This window comes from Streptomyces sp. CAU 1734, from assembly GCF_039888735.1.
GTDB lineage: Bacteria > Actinomycetota > Actinomycetes > Streptomycetales > Streptomycetaceae > Streptomyces.
Genome location: NZ_JBDQQP010000005.1, coordinates 428,211 through 447,033, shown reverse-complemented (window position 1 = coordinate 447,033; position 18,823 = coordinate 428,211). Strand labels below are relative to the sequence as shown.

15 protein-coding genes are annotated in these 18,823 nt (G+C 72.5%); all 15 read right to left on the bottom strand.

The window, feature by feature from the left end:
- Positions 1-7 precede the first annotated feature (7 nt).
- The 15 genes from AAFN69_RS12610 to AAFN69_RS12540 all read right to left on the bottom strand — a co-directional run bounded on the left by AAFN69_RS12610 (position 8) and on the right by AAFN69_RS12540 (position 18,567).
- Positions 8-628 carry an XRE family transcriptional regulator gene (locus tag AAFN69_RS12610; protein ID WP_347728492.1) on the bottom strand — a complete coding sequence of 207 codons (621 nt, stop codon included), beginning with the start codon at positions 626-628 and terminating at the stop codon, positions 8-10.
- Between the two features lie 87 nt (positions 629-715).
- Positions 716-2,437 (bottom strand): aminotransferase class III-fold pyridoxal phosphate-dependent enzyme, encoded by a 1,722-nt coding sequence (locus AAFN69_RS12605; protein WP_347728491.1) that lies wholly within the window; start codon positions 2,435-2,437, stop codon positions 716-718.
- 244 nt (positions 2,438-2,681) lie between these two features.
- The gene (gene hpnH / locus AAFN69_RS12600) at positions 2,682-3,698 is read right to left on the bottom strand and encodes an adenosyl-hopene transferase HpnH (RefSeq protein WP_347728490.1); all 1,017 of its coding nucleotides are present in this window, start codon (positions 3,696-3,698) and stop codon (positions 2,682-2,684) included.
- A 5-nt stretch (positions 3,699-3,703) separates the two neighbouring features.
- Positions 3,704-4,363 (bottom strand): 1-hydroxy-2-methyl-2-butenyl 4-diphosphate reductase, encoded by a 660-nt coding sequence (locus AAFN69_RS12595; RefSeq protein ID WP_347728488.1) that lies wholly within the window; start codon positions 4,361-4,363, stop codon positions 3,704-3,706.
- Entirely contained in the window at positions 4,363-6,861 is a 2,499-nt protein-coding gene (gene shc, locus AAFN69_RS12590) for a squalene--hopene cyclase (protein ID WP_347728487.1), read from the bottom strand. Before shc ends, AAFN69_RS12595 begins: the two co-directional genes overlap by 1 nt.
- A gap of 197 nt (positions 6,862-7,058) precedes the next feature.
- Positions 7,059-8,159 (bottom strand): polyprenyl synthetase family protein, encoded by a 1,101-nt coding sequence (locus AAFN69_RS12585; RefSeq protein ID WP_347728542.1) that lies wholly within the window; start codon positions 8,157-8,159, stop codon positions 7,059-7,061.
- 5 nt (positions 8,160-8,164) lie between these two features.
- Positions 8,165-9,553 carry a hydroxysqualene dehydroxylase HpnE gene (gene hpnE, locus AAFN69_RS12580; RefSeq protein WP_347728486.1) on the bottom strand — a complete coding sequence of 463 codons (1,389 nt, stop codon included), beginning with the start codon at positions 9,551-9,553 and terminating at the stop codon, positions 8,165-8,167.
- A 91-nt stretch (positions 9,554-9,644) separates the two neighbouring features.
- A complete protein-coding gene (gene hpnD, locus AAFN69_RS12575; protein WP_347728541.1) occupies positions 9,645-10,583 on the bottom strand; it encodes a presqualene diphosphate synthase HpnD in 939 nt (312 codons plus the stop codon).
- An 8-nt stretch (positions 10,584-10,591) separates the two neighbouring features.
- Positions 10,592-11,548, bottom strand: a complete 957-nt coding sequence (gene hpnC / locus AAFN69_RS12570; RefSeq protein WP_347728485.1) for a squalene synthase HpnC — start codon at positions 11,546-11,548, stop codon at positions 10,592-10,594.
- A 686-nt stretch (positions 11,549-12,234) separates the two neighbouring features.
- On the bottom strand, positions 12,235-13,011 hold the full coding sequence (locus AAFN69_RS12565; protein WP_347728484.1) for an ABC transporter ATP-binding protein: 777 nt from the start codon (positions 13,009-13,011) through the stop codon (positions 12,235-12,237).
- A 28-nt stretch (positions 13,012-13,039) separates the two neighbouring features.
- Positions 13,040-13,969 (bottom strand): ABC transporter permease, encoded by a 930-nt coding sequence (locus tag AAFN69_RS12560; RefSeq protein ID WP_347728483.1) that lies wholly within the window; start codon positions 13,967-13,969, stop codon positions 13,040-13,042.
- 246 nt (positions 13,970-14,215) lie between these two features.
- Entirely contained in the window at positions 14,216-14,995 is a 780-nt protein-coding gene (locus AAFN69_RS12555) for a CDP-alcohol phosphatidyltransferase family protein (RefSeq protein ID WP_347728482.1), read from the bottom strand.
- Positions 14,973-16,034 carry an iron-containing alcohol dehydrogenase family protein gene (locus AAFN69_RS12550; RefSeq protein WP_347728481.1) on the bottom strand — a complete coding sequence of 354 codons (1,062 nt, stop codon included), beginning with the start codon at positions 16,032-16,034 and terminating at the stop codon, positions 14,973-14,975. Before AAFN69_RS12550 ends, AAFN69_RS12555 begins: the two co-directional genes overlap by 23 nt.
- Complete coding sequence (locus AAFN69_RS12545; protein WP_347728480.1) at positions 16,022-16,759, bottom strand: phosphocholine cytidylyltransferase family protein; 738 nt, start codon at positions 16,757-16,759, stop codon at positions 16,022-16,024. Before AAFN69_RS12545 ends, AAFN69_RS12550 begins: the two co-directional genes overlap by 13 nt.
- Complete coding sequence (locus tag AAFN69_RS12540) at positions 16,756-18,567, bottom strand: DUF5941 domain-containing protein (protein WP_347728540.1); 1,812 nt, start codon at positions 18,565-18,567, stop codon at positions 16,756-16,758. Before AAFN69_RS12540 ends, AAFN69_RS12545 begins: the two co-directional genes overlap by 4 nt.
- Between the last annotated feature and the right edge of the window lie 256 nt (positions 18,568-18,823).

The window sequence follows — 18,823 nt, the reverse complement described above, 5'->3', positions numbered from 1 at the left end:
GTCCGGTTCAGGCGTGCGGATGGAGGTCGGGGCTCTGGAGCAGGGTGTGGACGAAGAGGAGCTCGGCGCCGTCCCGCCCGGCGGCGGCCATCCGGTGCGGGGTGAGGGAGTCGAAATGGGCGCTGTCGCCGGGGCCGAGTTCGTGCACGGACTCCCCCAGGGTGAGCCGCAGCCGGCCGTCGAGGACGTACATCCACTCCTCGCCGGGGTGCACCCGGACCAGATCTCCCTGGGCGCCGTACGGGACCGACAGCCGCAGGGCCTGCATGGCCCGGCCGGGGGCGCCGGCCTGCTGGTAGGTCCAGCCGTCGGCCGCCGCGGGTTCCCGGCCGGAGGCGCGGATGACGGGGTCGGGGGTGGGCGACGCCTCGCCCAGGACCTCGGCGATCGTCGTACCGTAGATTCTGGCGAGGGAGAGCAGCATCGGGAGCGACGGCTGCCGCCTGCCGGTCTCCAGCCGGGACAGATGCGCCGGTGAGAGCCCGGCGCGGCGGGCCGCCGCCTCCAGGGTGAGGGCGCGGCGGCGGCGCAGTTCGCGCAGCCGGGGCGCCACATCGGGCAGCTCGTCGGGGATCTCCCCGCCGAGCGGCCGAAGGTCCGGGGGATGGCCCCCGGGAGGACTCTGCATGTGTTCCATTGGGCCAGGAATCTGCCTCTGGGGCAAATTTCTTGCCCCAGAGGCAAAATTCCGTTGCCAATGGCGCCCCGGGCCGGGTCAGCGGTTGGCCATGGCCTGTCTGACCAGGGTTTTCCCGAAGTCCCACATCAGTCCGCCGCCCGCGTGGGCGTCGTCCATCACCGCGGTGAAGGCCGTGACGAACCGGTCCACCTCGGGTTCGCCGATGATCAGCGGCGGAATCAGTTTGATCACTTCGAGATGGTCGCCCGACACCTGGGTGAGAATGCGGTGCCTCGACAGCAGCGGCACCACGACCATCTGCGCGAAGAGCCCCTTGCGGGCCGCCTGGAGCATCGCCCAGCGGCTGCGGAGCTTGAGGGAGTCGGGGCGGCCGAACTCAATGCCGATCATGAGTCCGCGCCCGCGCACCTCGTGCAGGAACTCATAGCGGCCGGTGAGCGCGGCCAGCCGGGTGCGCAGCAGATCGCCGGTGGCGCGGGCCCGGGCGACCAGCCCCTCGTCCTCGATCACGGAGAGCACCGCGAGCCCGGCGGCCATCGCCTGGGCATTGGAGCCGAAGCTGGCGGAGTGGACCAGGACGCGGTCCATGGAGGAGAAGACCTTCTTGAAGATCCAGTCCTTGCCGAGGGTGGCCCCGACCGGGACATAGCCGCCGGAGAGCGCCTTGGCGGCGCAGACCAGGTCCGGCTCCACACCGTCCTCGTGCTGATACGCCCAGAAGTCGCCGGTGCGGCCGAGGCCGGTCTGCACCTCGTCGGCGATCAGCAGAGCGCGGTGGCGGTGCAGCAGTTCCCGGGCGGCGCGGAGGAAGCCGGGCGGGGGCTCGTGGACTCCCTTGCCCTGGATGGGCTCGACGATCAGGGCGGCCACATCGCCGCGCCGGAGTTCGCGCTCCAGTGCGGCGAGGTCGCCGAGCGGGATGGCGGTGTCGGGGAGCAGGGGCTCGAAGCCGTCGCGGAATCCGGCCTCGCCGTTGACGGAGAGGGAGCCGGTGGTGAGTCCGTGGAAGGCGTGGTCGCAGTGGAGGACCCGCGGTCTGCCGGTGGCGTACCGGGCGAATTTCAGCGCGGTCTCGACCGCCTCGGTGCCGCTGTTGCCGAAGAAGACCCGGTCCAGATGGGGGGTGTGGGCGAGCAGCCGTTCGGCGAGCAGTCCGGGCAGGGGCTGGCAGTCGAAGCGGGTCAGATCGGCGAGTGAGGCGTCGATGACGTCATGGAGGGCCCGGCGGACCACGGGGTGGTGGCGGCCGACGCCCATCACCCCGAAACCGGCCAGCATGTCGAGATGGTCGCGGCCGTCGCTGTCCCAGAAGTGGGCGCCCTCGGCCCGCTCGTAGACCTTGTCGAAGCCGATGGTGTGGAGCATGCGCGGCAGCTGGTGGTTGAGGTGGCGGGTGTGGAGCTCGTACCGCTCGGCGCCGCGTTCGGCGAGCAGGGCCGCGAGATCGAAGCCGCCGGGCGCGGGGGGCGGGGTGCCCGGCTTCCCGGGGTCCGGTGCGCCGGGGTACGGGTCCGGGTCCGGGTCCGGTGTCCCGGGGTACGGGGTGGGCGCGGCCGGAGCCGCCGGGGCGCCGGGCCGGCTCCCCGGGTCCGGTCCGGAATCCGGGAGTCCGCCGGCGGGCGCGGGGCCCGGCCCCGAGGACACCGGGTCGGTGAGGGCCCCGGAGGCGGTGCCGGGCACGATTCCGGGCGCGGGGCCCGTGCGCACCGGTGCCCCGGGGTGCGGCTCCGGTGTCCCGGACGGCCCGGCGGCGGGCGCCTCCCCGGTCCACGAGGCGTCCGGCAGGGGCTCGGTCATTCCTCGGCTCTCCCTCGACTGGTCCTTCGGCTGTGTCCGGCACGGGCCCAGCTCCCCGGCTCTTTCCGGCTGTGCCCGGCGCGGGCCCGGCTCCCCGGCGCGGATCCCGCGCCGGGCGGAGCTCCCTCCGGCGGATCCGGCGCGGCCCCGGCGAGATCCCCGCGAGGGGCCTCACCGGGGCGGCACGGCACTCTCCCCGGCCCGGGCCGGGGACGGCGGAGCCCGCCCCGGCGGGACCGGCCCGTCAGCCGCGGCCGACGGTTTCGCGGGCCGCCCGCAGGGACTCCTTGAGGGAGCCCATGGTGGCGAGCACGGCGGTCGGTTCATAGCCGCAGTGCGCCATGCAGTTGGCGCAGCGCGGATCCTTGCCGCGGCCGTACTTGTCCCAGTCCGTCTCCTCGATGAGCTGACGGTAGGTGGGCACATAGCCGTCGCTCATCAGATAGCAGGGCCGCTGCCAGCCGAAGAGCGAGTAATTGGGGATGGCCCACGCGGTGCACGGGAAATCGGCCTTGCCCTCCAGGAAATCGAGGAAGAGCGGCGAGTGGTTGAGCCGCCAGCGCCGCCGGTTGCCGCCGGCGAAAGACTTCCGGAAGAGCTCGCGTGTCTGCTCCACTCCCAGGAAATGCTCCTGGTCGGGTGCTTTCTCGTACGCGTACGCGGGCGAGATCATCATCTCGTCCACCTGGAGGTCGTCATTGAGGAAATTCATGACCTCGATGATCGTCTGCGGGGTGTCCGTGTTGAAGAAGGTCGAGTTGGTGGTGACCCGGAACCCGCGCTGCTTGGCGTCCTTGATGGCCGCCACGGCCTCGTCGAAGACACCTTCCTTGGCGACCGATTCGTCGTGCCGTTCCCGCAGGCCGTCGATGTGGACGGCGAAGGCGAAGTACGGCGAGGGGGTGAACTTCTCGATCTTCTTCCGCAGCAGCACGGCATTGGTGCAGAGGAAGACGTACTTCTTCTTCGCCACCAGCTGGCGGACGATTTCGTCGATCTGCGGATGCATGAGCGGTTCGCCGCCCGCGATGGAGACCATGGGGGCGCCGGACTCCAGTACGGCGCCGACCGCCTGGGCGACCGGCATCCGCTGCTTCAGCACGCCGGCCGGATGCTGGATCTTCCCGCACCCCTCGCACTTCAGATTGCAGGCAAAGAGGGGTTCCAGTTCCACAATCAGCGGGAATTTATCCCTCTTGCGGAGTTTCTGTTCAATGAGATAGGTCCCGACCCGGATGGTCTGGCGGAGCGGCATGGCCATCTAGCTCACCTCCTGGGGAGCAGCAAAGAACGGTGCCATTCATGAAATGCGGGAAGGACGGCACGGAGCACACGGAAGGCTGATATTCCTCCCCGTACCGTGCCAATACGGACCAGCTCATGCTCCGGAGCGTCCACGACCACCCGGACGGCCGCAACCGGGCGCGGACCGGCCCGGACCGCGGTGCGCAGGGTGGCCGCCGACTCCATGTCCACCGCGATGGCTCCGGTGGTGCGCAGCCGGGATCGCTCGGGGCCGCGTACGACATGGTCCGACCCGGTCAGCGGGCCGGTGTGGACCCGGCGGCCGGGCACCGCCCGGGAGACAGCGGCGGCCAGCAGCTCCGTCTCCGTGCAGACCGTGGAGCCGTCGTCGTGCCGGGTCTCGCCGGCGACCACCAGATCGCCGGGGCTCATCCCGGGGAGCAGCCCGGCGCAGAATCCCGAGGCGATCACCGCCGCGCTCCGCAGGTCGCTCCCGCCCAGTGCGGCGCCCACGGCGCGCTCCGCGTTCCGCGGGCCCATGCCGGTACGGAGAACGGTCACCCGCCCGCCGTCCGCGCCGCCGCTCCGGCCGCCCCGGCGCAGGGCCAGTGACTCGATGCCGAGCGCGCAGGCGATCAGGAGCGGGGGGACGGGGCCGGACGGGCCCGGGGAGTGGTCCATCAGCGCTCCCGGCGGTTGACGATGACGGGCTCCCCGTACACATAGCGGCCGAGAGCGGTCAGGGGGAAGACCTGGCGGTAGAGGTGATAGTTGATGGAGAAGTCCCAGGGGAATCCGGTGCCGGTGAAGTGGGGCTCGTCCCAGGAGCCGTCCGCCCGCTGGGTACGGGCCAGCCAGCCGACGCCCCGGCGGACCGCGGGGCTCTCCCGCTCGCCGGCCGCGAGCAGGGCCAGCAGGGCCCAGGCGGTCTGCGAGGCGGTGGAGGCGCCGTGCCCCACCCAGCTCTCCTCACGGTAGGAGCGCAGATCCTCGCCCCAGCCGCCGTCGTCGTTCTGGACGGATTCGAGCCACCGCACCGCACGGCGGATCGCGGGATGCGCCGGGGGGATGCCGGCCGCGGTCAGGGCCGGGACCACCGCCCCCGTGCCGTAGAGATGGTTCACGCCCCAGCGGCCGAACCAGGCGCCGTTGGACTCCTGTTCGGCGAGGAGCCAGGCGATGCCCCGGCGCGCGCTGGGGTGATCGGCCCCGCCCTCGTGGGCGAGCATCTCCACCACATGCGCGGTGACATCGGCGGAGGGCGGGTCCACCACCTCGCCGAAGTCGCAGAAGGGCAGCCGGTTGGGGAGCGGGCTGGTGTTGTCGGCGTCGAAGGCTCCCCAGGCGCCGTTGCGGGACTGCATCCCGACGGTCCAGCGGCCCGCGCGGGCCACCGCGGCGTCGATCCGGGCCGGGTCGGGGTGGCGCACCCGCCGGAGGGCGAGGATCACCTCGGCGGTGTCGTCGATGTCGGGGTAGTTGTCGTTGTGGAATTCGAACGCCCAGCCGCCGGGGGCGAGGCCGGGCTTGCGCACGGACCAGTCGCCGGGGCGGACGATCTCCTCGGCGAGCATCCAGTCGGCGGCCCTCACCAGTGCCGGGTGGTCGGCGGGGAGGCCCGCGTCGGCGAGGGCGACGGTGGCGAGACAGGTGTCCCAGACCGGCGACTGACAGGCTTCGACCATCCGGACCGGTTCGCCGTCCGGATCCTCCCGCCAGACGGCGAACCGGTCCAGTGACTCCAGCCCGGCGCGCATCACCGGGTGGCCGAGGTCGTAGCCGAGGAGGTGGAGCGCGATCAGGGAGTACACCGCGGGTGGCTGGATCCCGCCCCAGCAGCCGTCGTTCTCCTGGCGCTCGATGATCCACCGCTCGGCGGTGTGCAGCGCGGTGCGGCGCACCGCCCGGGGCGCGATCCGGCGGTACAGATGCAGCGCCCGGTCGGCGCGCTGGAAGAAGCCGTCCCAGCTCAGGGCGGGGGCGAGTTTCCTCGGCGGGCGGGCGGCGGGATCGCCGCGGAGCTCGTCGAGGGGGAAGGGGGCGGCCCGGACCGGGCGCAGTGCGGAGACCACGGTCAGCGGCACGATGGTCTGCCGCGCCCAGCAGCCGAAGTCGTAGATGTTCAGCGGGAACCAGGAGGGGAGGAAGATCACCTCCGGCGGCACCTCGGGCAGCTCGTCCCAGGGCCACCAGCCGAAGAGGGCCAGCCAGATTCTGGTGAAGACCCGGCTTCCGGCGATCCCGCCGTGATGACGGGTCCAGGCGGAGGCCCGGGCCATGTGCGGATCGTCGGGCGAGTCACCGGCGAGCCGGAGCGCGACATACGCCTCGACGGTGGCGGACAGATCGCCGGGACCGCCGTAGAAGGTGGCCCACGCCCCGTCCGCGCGCTGCTCGGCCCGGATGTGCCGGGCCGCCGCCGCGGTGATGCGGGCGTCCTGGATCCCGAGGAACTGACGGAGCAGCAGATCCTCGGCGTCCATCGTCACATTGGTTTCCAGATCGCCCTTCCACCAGCCCTGCGGGTCCTGTCTGCTCAGCAGATAGGCGGTGGAGAGCCCGGCGGCGCGGCGGGCCGCCGAGCGGACGCCGTCCGCGTCGTCGCCGGCGGCGGGATCCGTGCCCTCATCGGTGCCGGTGGCGGGGTATGCGCTCGCATCGGCGGGGTCCGTGCCGGGGCCGGGGGCGCGCTCGGTGCCGGGGCCCGGCGGGGCGGTGACGCCCGCACTCCCCGCGATCAGGACGGTGTCGCTCACGGCGGTCCGGGGAGCCGGCGGGACCGTGTCCGCGCCGGCGGCGTCCGTGCCCGGGACCGTCTCGGTGCCCGGGGCGGAGCCGACGGCGGTGTCCAGCGCCGCCAGGGGCCCGGCCGCGGGGGCGAGGCTCATGGGATTCACGGCGGTCCTGCGGGCGGGGGCGCCGGTGTGCGGCGCGGAGCCATGGCCCGGCACCGGGCCGGGGGGCGGGGAGGGCTCGGTCATCGGGGCCGCCGGACGGCCGGGCGCCGGGCCGGTGACGGCACCGGTGCCGGTACCGGTCGCCGTGCTGGCGGCCGGGCCGGTCAAGGCGGCGCCGTTCACGGCCGCCCGGCCCGCGCCGGGGCGCGGGTCCGCGGCCCCTCCGGCAGCGGCCCGGCGGGCCACCGGGGACCCGCCGTTTCCGTCGGTCGTCGCTGTCATGGCTTCCCCTCACGGTGCAGTGGTGCGTGATGCTCTGCCGGGGTATCCGTCGGCCGGCTCCCGGTTGCCCGGTCACCGGCCGTCGACTGCGATTCATATAGAAGATGTGGCGGACGGGAAAGACCGCGTGCTGGACCCTCCCTGGAGCGAAGTCACCTCTTCCGTGGTCATCGTGGCCATCATGCCCCGAACCGTGGTCATTTCTTGCGTACGACGACGAAATCCGCGAGTGCCACGAGCTGTTCCCTCAGCGCGGCGGGCATCTCGATGCCGTCCAGGGCGGCGATCGCCACGGCGTGCTGGCGCCGCGCCTCGGCCGCGGTCCACTCGCGCCCGCCCGCCTCCTCGATCAGCGCGGCCCGCGCGGCGAACTCCGCCTCGGAGAAGGTGTCGAACTCGGTGCTCTTGGCGTCCGCCGCGAGCAGCTCGCCCAGCCGCTCCGAGGCCGGCCCGCCCGCGGCGAGCGCGGCGACGACCGGCAGGGACTTCTTGCGCTGGCGCAGATCGCTCCAGGTCTGCTTGCCGGTGGAGACCGGGTCGCCCCAGATGCCGAGGAGGTCGTCGATGGCCTGGAAGGCCAGGCCGAGGTGGTAGCCGTACGCCTCCAGGGTGTCCGCGGTGCGGTCGTCCGCGCCGCCGAGCACCGCGCCGATGGAGACGGCGCAGGCGAGCAGGGCACCTGTCTTGTTGCCCTCCATCTCCAGGCACTCCTCGACGGTGACCCGCTCGCGGTGCTCGTACGAGATGTCCTGCGCCTGGCCGTCGATGAGCCGCCGGGTCGCGGCGGTCAGCCTGCGGGTGGCCCGGCCGGCCTCCACCGTGCCGAGCTCCAGGAGGATCTCATTGGCGAGCGCGAAGAGCGCGTCGCCGACGAGGATGGCCTGGGCGGGGCCGTGTACCTTCCACACGGTGTCGCGGTGGCGGCGCTGCTCGTCGCCGTCCATCAGATCGTCGTGCAGCAGCGAGAAATTGTGCACCAGCTCCACGGCGACGGCACCGGGGACACCCGCCTCCGGGCGGGCCCCCGCGACCTCGGCCGAGAGCAGCGCGAGCGCCGGGCGGACGGCCTTGCCGCCGTCGCCGTCGGCGGGCCTGCCCTGGGCGTCGATCCAGCCGAAGTGGTAGGCGGCCACGGTGTTCATCGGGGACGCCAGCCGGTCGACGGCGGCGCGCAGCACCGGTGTCGACAGGGTCCGTCCGCGCTCCAGCAGCGCTTCGATGTCCACTCCCGTCGGGGTGTGGTCAGCCGGGTTCGCCGAAGGCACAGTCGGCACGGTCTCTCCTCTTGTTCCGGTCATCTGACTCACGCTGCCTCCTTGAGCGGATGTTCATGGGGGCGGCCGAGAGCGGACAGCGCGGCGCCCGCGGCGGTGAAACCACTGCGTACGGCGCCCTCCATCGTCGCGGGCCAGCCGGTGGCGGTCCACGCGCCCGCGAGATACAGCCCCGGGGCACGAGTGCTCGCGCCGGGACGCAGCGCACCGACTCCGGGCGCGGGCGCGAAGGTCGCCGTGCGTTCCCTGGTGACGAAGAAATCGGTCACCCGGGCGTGCCGGGCCGGGGGCAGCAGCCGCTCCAGCTCGGGCAGATATGTCTCGCGCAGTTCGGCGACGGGCGCGTCGATCTCCGCCTCGGCGGCGGACTGCGACAGCGCCAGATACTGGCCGTCCTTCAGCCCGGACGCCTCCGTGCGGTCGAACACCCACTGGACGGGGGAGCCGAGCGCGGCGAAGAAGGGGCGGCGCAGCACGGGGCGGTCGTACAGCACATGCACATTGAGAATCGGTGCGGTGCCGATGTCGAGCAGCCGGCCGGGGTTGTCGAGAGCCCCCTGGGGCAGCAGGGCGTGGGCGTCGCGCTGGGCGACGGCGAGTACGACGATGTCGGCGTCGAGCCGCTCCCCGTCGGTCACCACCTGCCAGCGTCCGGGTCCCGTGCCGGTGACGGTGCGGACCCGGGCGGCGGTCTCGGTGCGCACCCCGGCGGCGGTGAGCGCCTTGCGGGCCAGGGTGTCGTGGATCTCGCCGAGCGGCACGCGGGCCCAGCCGATGTCGGCGGCGCCCGGCTCGGAGAGCAGTCCGGTCTTGAAGACCATCGCGGCGAGCTGGAGTGAGGCGTTGGGCGCGGTGGCGTTCAGGGTGGCCACCCCGACGAGGTCCCACAGGGCCTCGATGGTGCGCCGCGACTGGCCGTGGCGGCGCAGCCAGGTCGCGAAGTCGATGCCGTCGAGCGCCGGGTCGGCCGGGTCGAGCCGCCCCAGCGCCAGCGCCGCGCGCCCGACGCTCGCGCGTTCGGCGAGCGAGAGATGCGGATACGCGGCCAGTCCGGCGGCGAGGTGCAGCGGTACGGGCAGGGCGTTGCGGCGGATGCGTCCGAGCCGGCGGCCCTCGGGCCGGTCCAGGTCGACCACGGGCACGTCGAGCCGGTCCTGGACCGGGGCGAGCCGTTCGCCGCCGACGCGCTCCAGGAACCAGCGGTAGGCGGTGCAGCAGCGCAGATAAACGTGCTGGCCGTTGTCGACCGTGAGCCCGCCGCGCCGGAAGGAGAAGGCGAGGCCGCCGAGGCGGGGCCGGCTCTCCAGCAGGGTGACGCCGATTCCGGCGTCGGCGAGGCGGAGCGCGGCGGTCACTCCGGCGAGGCCGCCGCCGATCACCACCGCGCGCCGGGGCTCCGGTGTGCCGGTCGCCGTCATGCCGCCTCCCCTCGGATGGCTGTGGTGAGTGGTGTGCGGGCGCCGCCGGTCCGGCGCGCCGGGCTCCGGAAGGTCTCCCCGGGGAGCGTCATCAGGCGCGCCCCCCGAGCCGGCGGCGGGTGACGCCGCGGGTGTCCAGGCCGGAGAGGCCGCGGACCGCGACATACGCCTTCTCCCGGCCGGGGAGGGAGACCCGTCCGCGCAGCACCGCCTCCGGGTCCCGCTCGATGCGGTCCAGCAGGCGCCGATAGATTCCGGCCATCGCGGCGACACAGGCGCCGCTGCGGCGGTCGAGCATCGGCAGCAGCCGGTATCCCTCGGCGAAGAGGGCGCGGGCGCGGCGTACTTGGAAGTGGACGAGTCCGGCGAAGTCGGCGCCGGGCGGCGGGGTCACCGTGTGAAAGCCCGCGGAGCAGCCGAACTTGGCGAGGTCGTCCGCGGGCAGATAGGTGCGGCCGTTGGCGGCGTCCTCGCGCACGTCGCGCAGGATGTTGGTGAGTTGGAGGGCGAGTCCGAGGGTGTCGGCGTACTCGGCGGCGCGCTCGGTGCCGGGTACGCCCTCCTGGGTGCCGAAGACACCGAGCGAGAGCCGGCCGATGGCGCCGGCGACGCACCGGCAGTAGACCTTGAGGTCGTCCCAGGTCTCGTAGGTCTCGCCGCGCACGTCCATCAGGACGCCGTCGATCAGCTCGTCGAGCCCGCCGAGCGGGATCGGGAACCGCCGGGCGGTGTCCGCGAGGGCGACCGCGACCGGGTCGGTGTCGTCCTCGGCGACGGCGTCCCGGCGGATGCGGTCGAGCAGTTCGCGGGTGGCCTCCAGCCGCTCCCGCTTGGCCTCGGGCGGCAGGTCGCCGTCGCCGATGTCGTCCACCCGGCGGGAGAAGGCGTACAGGGCCGACATGGCCTGCCGCTTCTCGGCCGGGAGGAGCCGGATGCCGTACGCGAAGTTGCGCGCCTGCTGTCCGGTGACGGTCTCGCAGTAGCCGTGGGCGGCCTGTACCGGCGCCGACACGGGGATGTGATCCTCCATGGTCCGGGTCACCCCTCTCCTCGCGCGCTTCGCAGGACGGATCCCACTTCGCGCAGCAGTCGCGCCGCGGTGGGCTTGGGCGGTCCGGGCAGTACGTCGAATCCGGCGGCGGTGATCGCGCCCAGCGCGGCCCGGCCGCCGCCGGTGAAGCCGGCGAGCAGCAGCCGGAGCCTGCCGTGGACGCCGGCCACCAGGGGGGTGCCCTCGTCCAGCAGCCGGCGGGCGCGGTCGGTCTGCCAGGCGATCAGGGCGCGGACCGACGCGTTCGCGGTGGGGGCCGCGAGATCGGCCTCGGTGACGTGGAAGCGGCGCATGTCCTCGGCGGGGAGATAGATCCGGTCGCGGGCGAGATCCTCGGCCACGTCCTGGAGGTGTTCGGCGATCTGGAGCGCGGTGCAGACGGCGTCGGATCGGCGCAGCCGCTCGGGGGTCATGGTTCCGGTGACGCGGAGGACCAGATCGCCCACGGGGTTGGCGGAGAGCTCGCAGTACGCGAGGAGTTCGCCGTAGGTCTCGTACCGCCGGACGAGCTGGTCCTGGCGGTTGGCCCGGATCAGGCCGAGGAAGGGCTCGGGCGGCAGGGAGTGCCGGCGCACCACGGGCCGCAGGGCGCGCAGCAGGGGGTGCCGCGGCCCGCCGTCGTCCCCGGGGGCGTCCGTGTCACCGGGAGCGGCGGCGGGAGCGAACACGCGGCGGAGGTCGGCCTCGAAGGCGTCCAGGAGGGCGAGCCGGTCGTCGGGGCGGCCGGGATCGGCACCGAGGAGCCGGGCGTCGGCCCCGCCCGGGGCGAGGTCGCCGTCGCCGATGTCGTCGACGAGCCGGGCGTAGCCGTAGAGCGCCATGAGGTCGTCCCGCCAGGCGCGCGGCAGGAAGAAGGGGGCCACGGGGAAGTTCTCGCCGGCGGCCTTGGAGAGGGTCGCGTGCTCGATGGTGCCGGCCGTGCTCGGCTGCCGGATCGCGGTCATCGCGGACCGCCGGATGCGGGGACGGCGAAAGCCTCGCGGGGCTGGAGATTTTCGATCATTGCCGTCACATCTCCCGTTCTACACTGCCGATCCAATCCATCCTATTTCGGACACGCCGCTGGTCATCCCGACCGTGCGGGGTCCGTCCGCCGGACCGGGTGCCGATGGCGTATCGCCCCACTTGCCGTGATTCAGCACCGGTACAGCTTACGTTGTGGAACACCCGGTGATTCGTCCGGGCACCGCACTCGTCGCAGGAACGACGCACTCTCGGCCAACCTTCTCTCAGGGCCCCGGGCTTGCCCTCCGCTCGGCGATCCGGGGCCGACGCCAGGGGCGCGGCTGCTCCGCCGCCGTGGTTCGGCAATACGCGCCAAAGCCCCCGCCCGGATGTCACAGCGGGGGCCTCGGCCGGGCCCGGCCGCACACGGCCGGTCCCGTTTCGGTGACGCGGGTACAGCGATAACTCCGGTGCCGGGCATGCCGGGCGGGACCGCGCCCCCGGCGGGGCGCCGGTGCCCGGGATGACCGCGACGGCGTCGATGGCTCCGGTCCCTTCGGTGTGATCGTGCCCCGGCGGGCCGGGGCCGCCGGTGGTCCGGCGCGCACCGGCGACGGCCGGCGGCCGGCACGGGGCGTGTACGGGAATCGACGCCGTGGGCGCCGCCGCGGTTGCCCGGGCCGGGCTACTTGCCGGTTTCCTTCTCGTACGCCTTCAGCACTTCCTCGGTGGGGCCGTCCATCAGCAGCTCCCCCTTCTCCAGCCAGAGCACCCGGTCGCAGGTGTCCCTGATCGACTTGTTGCTGTGGCTGACGAGGAAGACCGTGCCGGCCTCCTTGCGGAGCTCGCGGATGCGCTGCTCGGAGCGGATCTGGAACTTCCGGTCACCGGTGGCGAGCGCCTCGTCGATCATCAGGACGTCGTGGTCCTTGGCCGCCGCGATGGAGAACCGCAGCCGGGCCCCCATGCCTGAGGAGTAGGTCCGCATCGGCAGGGTGATGAAGTCGCCCTTCTCGTTGATGCCGGAGAAGTCGACGATGGACTGGTAGCGTTCCCGGATCTGCTCCCGGGACATGCCCATGGCCAGTCCGCCGAGGATCACATTGCGCTCCCCGGTCAGATCGCCCATCAGCGCCGCGTTCACACCCAGCAGCGAGGGCTGCCCATTGGTGTAGACCCGGCCGCGCTCGGTGGGCAGCAGTCCGGCTATGGCCCGCAGCAGGGTCGATTTCCCGGAGCCGTTGGTGCCGATCAGGCCGATCGCCTCACCGCGGTAGGCGGTGAAGGAGACACCCCGTACGGCGTGGACCGTGCGGACTCCGCGCTGCTGCTCGCCGTTCTTCCGCCGCCGCAGGATACGGCTGAGGGCCGCGGTGGCGCTGCCCTTGCCGCCGCCCGTGCCGTGCACCCGGTAGACGATGTGGACATCGTCGGCGATGACGGTGGGGACTCTCTCGGTCATGTCGTGAGTGCTGTTGTCAGCGTTGTTGTCAGCCACGGCCGTACCGTTCTTCAGCCTTCCAGAAGTACACGAAACCGAGGACGCCGAAGAGCAGCGCCCAGCCGACCGCGAGCAGCCACACATGGGCGGGCAGGTTGTTCGCACCGTACCCGTCGATCAGCGCGAAGCGGATCAGATCCATGTAGACGGCGGCGGGGTTGGCCTGGAGCACATCGGCGATCCAGGACGGCTTGCCCTCCAGCATGATCGGGATGGAGAACATCACACCGGACGCGTACATCCAGGTCCGCATGATGAAGGGCATCAGCTGGGCCAGGTCGGGCGTCTTGCTGCCCATGCGGGCCATGATCAGCGCGAGGCCCATGTTGAAGAAGAACTGGAGCACCAGCGCCGGGATGACCAGCAGCCAGGAGAGGGAGGGGAAGCTCCCGAAGGCCATCACGATCACCAGCAGCACGATCATCGAGAACAGCAGCTGCTGGAGCTGCTGGAGCGCGAAGGAGATCGGCAGCGAGGCGCGCGGGAAGTGCAGCGCCCGGACCAGTCCGAGGTTGCCGGAGATCGCCCGGACCCCGGACATCACCGAGCTCTGGGTGAAGGTGAAGACGAAGACACCCGTCACCAGGAAGGGCACGAAGACATCGTTCGGGATGCCCTCCTTGGTGCCGAGGATGAGGCCGAAGACCAGGTAGTAGACGAGCGCGTTGAGCAGGGGGGTGACCACCTGCCACAGCTGGCCGAGCTTGGCCTTGCTGTACTGCGCCGTCAGCTTGGCCTGGGAGAAGGCGACGATGAAGTGGCGCCTCCCCCACAGCTGCCGGATGTACTCGGGAAGTCCCGGCCGGGCACCGCTGACCGAGAGACCGTACTTGGCGGCGAGCTGCGCCGGTGACAGACCGTTGTCGGCCGGTGGCCGCATGGTCACCGTGATCTCACCGTCATGGGTTGTATCACTCACAAGTGGAAACTTTCGTCTTCGAGATGCGCGGCAGTGGGGGCGCGGCCCGGGCGTCGCCGGTTGTCCGGAGCGCGCCCGCGGCTCTCAGGGCCCAAGCTTGTCAGATCACGGGAGGCCGACCCAGTCGGGTGAGCCGCCTCACAGTAAGCCGGAGAGTACGCCGGTTCCTGGGCCCGCGGCGGACCGGGCCCTCCGCACCGGGTCCGGCCGCGGTGGCCGCGGCCGGACCCGGTGCGGGGGCCGGGGTCACTTCAGCCTGCTGGAGGCCAGGATCGAGACCAGGTGGAGCAGGGTCTGGACCACGGCGATACCGGCGAGGATCGCGATGCCGAGGCGGGTGAAGAAGAGATCGCCCTGGATCATGTCGATCACGGCCGCGGCCAGGATGAAGAGGCTGGCCTCGATCCCGCCGACGAGCCGGTGGAACTTGAGGGCGGCGGCGGCGCGGCGGGCGAGCGCCAGTCCGGAGGAGCGGGGCACGGACGCCTCGTCCTTGACGGCGGGGAGCCCGCTGCGCTGGCGGGCGACGTCGACCAGATCGGTCTCGGCCTTGATAAGGATCGCGCCGAGCGCGGCCACGGTGCCGAGGAAGGCCCACAGCCACTCGGGGCGGCCGTCGCCGAAGGCGTCGGCGCCCCGGATGCCGAAGCCGACCAGCAGGGCGGCCTCGCAGATGTAGTGGCCGATCCGGTCGAGGTAGACACCGGTGATGGAGGTCTGGCCGCGCCAGCGGGCGACCTCGCCGTCCACGCAGTCGAGGAGGAGATAGATCTGGAAGAGCACCGCGGCGAGGATCGCGCCGGTCAGTCCGGGGATGAGCAGCGCGGCGCCGCCTATCACCCCGGTCACGATCATCAGATGCGTGAGCTGGTTCGGGGTGATGCGGGTGTTCACCAGGTACGGGTCGACATGGAGCGAGATCTCGCGCATGTACAGGCGTCCGGCCCAGTGCTCGCCGCTGCGCCGGTCCTTCACTCCCTCCGGGTGAACGACCGGGCGGAGTTCAGCTACTGATGGTCTTGGCATAGTCGGCGTACGCGTCCCTGATCTGATCGGTGGTGAGGTCAAGGTGCTCGAGGATGGTGAAGCGGCCCGGCCGGGTCTGCGGGGCGTACTCCACGGCCGAGACGAATTCATCGACGGAGAAGCCGATGTCGGCGGGGAGCACCGGCAGCGAGTGCCGGCGCAGCACCTGGGCGAGGAGTCCGGCCTGTTCGACCGCTCCGCGCAAGTGCATCGCGAAGGCGGCGCCGAGGCCGACCTGCTCGCCGTGGCTCGCCGCCCGCTGCGGGTACAGCAGGTCGAAGGCGTGGCTGATCTCGTGGCAGGCGCCGGACGACGGGCGGGTGTCCCCGCTGATCGACATGGCGATACCGGTGATGACCAGGGCCTCGGCCAGCACGGTGAGGAATTCGTCGTCGCCGATGGAGCCGGGGTGGCGCAGTACGGACTCCCCGGCCGTCCGGGCCATGGCGGCGGCGAGTCCGTCGACCGGCTCGCCCGTGACGCGGTGGGAGAGCTCCCAGTCCGCGATGGCGGAGAGGTTGGAGACGGTGTCGCCGATGCCGGAGCGGATGAAGCGGGCGGGGGCGTCCCTGATCACATCGAGGTCGATGACCATGGCGATGGGGGTGGGGACGCCGTAGGAGCCGCGGCCGTTGTCGTTGTCCAGGGTGGCGACCGGGGAGCAGATGCCGTCGTGGGCGAGGTTGGTGGCGACGGAGACCATCGGCAGGCCGACGCGGGCCGCCGCGTACTTCGTCACATCGATGATCTTGCCGCCGCCGAGGCCGACCAGGGCGTCGTACCGCCGGCCCTTGACGGCGTCGGCGAGCTTGACGGCGGAGTCGATGGTGCCGTCGGCGACCTCGTACCAGTCGGCGCCGGGCAGCGCCGGGGCCAGCTTCTCCCGCAGGGCCCGCCCGGAGCCGCCGCTGAGGGCGACCGCGAGCTTGCCCGAGGACGAGATCCGCTGGTCGGCGAGGAGACCGGCCAGGTCGTCCAGGGCGCCCGGCCGGATGTCGACGACGACCGGCGACGGAATCAGCCGGGTCAGTACTGGCACGCGATCTCACGGCCCTTCGCGAGGTCGTCGTGGTTGTCGATCTCCACCCAGGTGACCTCGCCGATGGGGGCCACGTCGATGGTGAAGCCGCGGTTGACGAGCTCCTGGTAGCCGTCCTCGTAGTAGAGGTCGGGGTCGCGCTCGAAGGTGGCCTTGAGCGCGTCGGCCAGCTCATCGGCGGCCTCGGGCTCGATGAGGGTGACACCGATGTACTCGCCGGTGGCGGTGGCCGGGTCCATCAGCTTGGTGATCCGGCGCACCCCGAGGCCGTCCTCGGTGATGACCTTCATCTCCTCGTCGGCGAGGCTCTTCGCGGTGTCGAGGGCGAGGATGATCTTCCTGCCCTCGCCGCGGGCGGCCAGCAGGGTCCGCTCGACGGAGACGGGGTGGACGGTGTCGCCGTTGGCGAGGATGACGCCCCGCTTCAGCACGTCACGGGCGCACCACAGGGAGTACGCGTTGTTCCACTCCTCGGCCTTGTCGTTCTCGACGAGGGTGATGGTGAGGCCGTAGGCGGCTTCCAGCTCGGCCTTGCGGGCCTCGACGGCCTCCTTGCGGTAGCCGACCACGATGGCCACCTCGGTGAGGCCGATCTCGGCGAAGTTGGCGAGGGTGAGGTCGAGGACGGTTCTGTCGCCGTCCACGGGCACGAGGGCCTTCGGGAGCGTGTCGGTGTAGGGGCGAAGTCGCCGTCCGGCACCGGCGGCCAGTACGAGGCCAATCATGCGGGTTCTCCTTCGTCATGTACGGCGGGGGCGCCGGAGGACACCCAGAAGCGGATGCTCTCCACCAGCACCACCAGGGCGATGACGGCGGCGATGGCCGTCAGCGCGATCGGGAAGTCCGAGGCGGTGACCAGGGCGGCGAGCAGGGCGATGACCAGAATGCGGCCCTCGTGCCCGCCGATCGCCCGCGTGAGCCACCGCGGAGGAGCACCCGTGCCCCCCCGGATGCGGTAGACCGTGTCGTAGTGATGGTAGGCGACCGCCGCGACCAGCCCGAATGCCGCGGGCAGCGCGCCCTCGGTGTCGGCGCGGGCGGCGAGCGCCAGGATCGCGCAGTACTCGGCGGCGCGGAAGACGGGCGGCAGCAGCCAGTCGAGCGCGCCGGTGAGCGGGCGGGCGACGGCGAGACCCGAGGTGAGGACGTAGACACCGGCGGCGATCAGCGGGACGAAGGAGCCGTGGCCGGACGTCAGCGAGGCGGCGACCAGTCCGGCGCCGCCGAGCAGGGCGATCACGGGCGGGGCCAGGGCCGGGAGCCGGCGGGCGAGGCCGCGCGTGCCGCGGGCGACAACCTCGGCGAGCGGTCCCGAGTCGGCGAGGTCGGCCAGGGCGCGGGCCGCCCGGTCGGTCCGGGTGGCCTTGCGGGTCAGCGAGCGCAGCAGCCGGCCGGCGGTGGTGTAGCAGGCGGCGAAGGCGCAGCCGATGATCAGCGCCCAGAAGACGATCCGGGGCGTGGTCACGGCCGTCAGCACGGCGATCATGGCCCAGCGCTCGCCGATCGGCAGCACGATCATGCGGCGCACCCAGACCGTCCAGCCGACGCTGTCGAGCCTGTCGGAGAGGGCGGCGGTGGGGCTGGTGTTGGAGACCGCGTCGTGGTTGGCCTCGTTGAAGGAGAAGTCCACGACATGGCGGCAGGTCTGGAGCACCATGGCGCCGAGCGCGAGCGCCCAGACGTCGTCACCGTCGGCGGCGGCCGCGCCGAGCGCCAGGCCGGCGTAGTAGGCGTACTCCTTGGCCCGGTCGAAGGTGGCGTCGAGCCAGGCGCCCATCGTGGAGTACTGGAGCGAGTAGCGGGCGAGCTGCCCGTCGGTGCAGTCCAGGACGAAGGAGAAGAGCAGCAGCGCGCCGGCGGCGGCGAAGCCGCCCCGGGTGCCGGTGGCGGCGCAGGCCGCGGCGATCAGCGCGGTGATCAGCGAGGCGGTGGTGACCTGGTTGGGGGTGTAGCCCCGGCGGGCGCACCAGCGGGCGATGTACCGCGAGTACGGGCTGATGCAGTACGTGGTGAAGAAGCCGTCGCGGGCCTTCACGGCGGAGCGCAGGCGCACCGCCTCCTCGTCCACGGCGGCGACGGCCTCCCTGGCCTCCTCGCGCGCGCGGGTGCCGGCGGGCACGGCGGCGACGAGCGAGCCCAGCTCGGGGCGGTGCACGGCGGTGCCGCCGGCCTCGATCTCCCCGGCGAGCCCGTCGGGGAGCACCTCCGTGAGGACGTCCCCGGCGGGCGGGGCCGCCGCGGCGGTCTCCAGGACACGTGTCAGCGCGCCCCGGGCCTCCGGCTGGGCGGTCAGCGCGCCGGAGACGGCGGCCACCGGGAAGCGGGGATCGGTCAGGGCGAGCCGGAGCGCGTGGACATGTCCGACGAACCGGGCGTCGACCACGGCGACGCGCTCGCCGGCGGGGACGGCGGCGAGGAGTGCGGCGGCCTCAGCGGTTCCCGCGGAGACGCGTACGTCGAAGCCCAGCGCCCGCAGATCGCCATCGAGGGAGGATCCGGGTACGGGCGGACCGGTGAGGATGGCGGTCGACAGACGGACTCACTCCTTGCGGCAGAGGGTGTGGACGCGCGGCGGCGCGGCCCGGTTGCGCGGGCGGCGGCACGTCGGCAGGGGCTTCGGCAGAGGCTATCCGATGCGATCGGGCAGGAGTTCACTGGCCGTTTGCGCTCCGACGGGCCCCGATCGGACCGGCGGAACCCGGTGACGGGCCCCGCCGTGGATCATCATTGTCGATCAACACCTCGCGCCACAAACCGCCCCCTCTCGGACCTGTGGCCTCCGCCCGCGG

Bases quoted from the DNA above. Each gene is read 5' to 3' on its own strand.
- hpnH (WP_347728490.1), bottom strand. From the start codon at position 3,698: ATGGCCATGCCGCTCCGCCAGACCATCCGGGTCGGGACCTATCTCATT.
- hpnE (WP_347728486.1), bottom strand. From the start codon at position 9,553: ATGACGGCGACCGGCACACCGGAGCCCCGGCGCGCGGTGGTGATCGGC.
- AAFN69_RS12605 (WP_347728491.1), bottom strand. From the start codon at position 2,437: ATGACCGAGCCCCTGCCGGACGCCTCGTGGACCGGGGAGGCGCCCGCC.
- hpnC (WP_347728485.1), bottom strand. From the start codon at position 11,548: ATGACCGCGATCCGGCAGCCGAGCACGGCCGGCACCATCGAGCACGCG.
- AAFN69_RS12545 (WP_347728480.1), bottom strand. From the start codon at position 16,759: ATGATTGGCCTCGTACTGGCCGCCGGTGCCGGACGGCGACTTCGCCCC.
- AAFN69_RS12610 (WP_347728492.1), bottom strand. From the start codon at position 628: ATGCAGAGTCCTCCCGGGGGCCATCCCCCGGACCTTCGGCCGCTCGGC.
- AAFN69_RS12585 (WP_347728542.1), bottom strand. From the start codon at position 8,159: ATGACCGGAACAAGAGGAGAGACCGTGCCGACTGTGCCTTCGGCGAAC.
- hpnD (WP_347728541.1), bottom strand. From the start codon at position 10,583: ATGGAGGATCACATCCCCGTGTCGGCGCCGGTACAGGCCGCCCACGGC.
- AAFN69_RS12555 (WP_347728482.1), bottom strand. From the start codon at position 14,995: ATGCCAAGACCATCAGTAGCTGAACTCCGCCCGGTCGTTCACCCGGAG.
- AAFN69_RS12565 (WP_347728484.1), bottom strand. From the start codon at position 13,011: ATGACCGAGAGAGTCCCCACCGTCATCGCCGACGATGTCCACATCGTC.
- AAFN69_RS12595 (WP_347728488.1), bottom strand. From the start codon at position 4,363: ATGGACCACTCCCCGGGCCCGTCCGGCCCCGTCCCCCCGCTCCTGATC.
- shc (WP_347728487.1), bottom strand. From the start codon at position 6,861: ATGACAGCGACGACCGACGGAAACGGCGGGTCCCCGGTGGCCCGCCGG.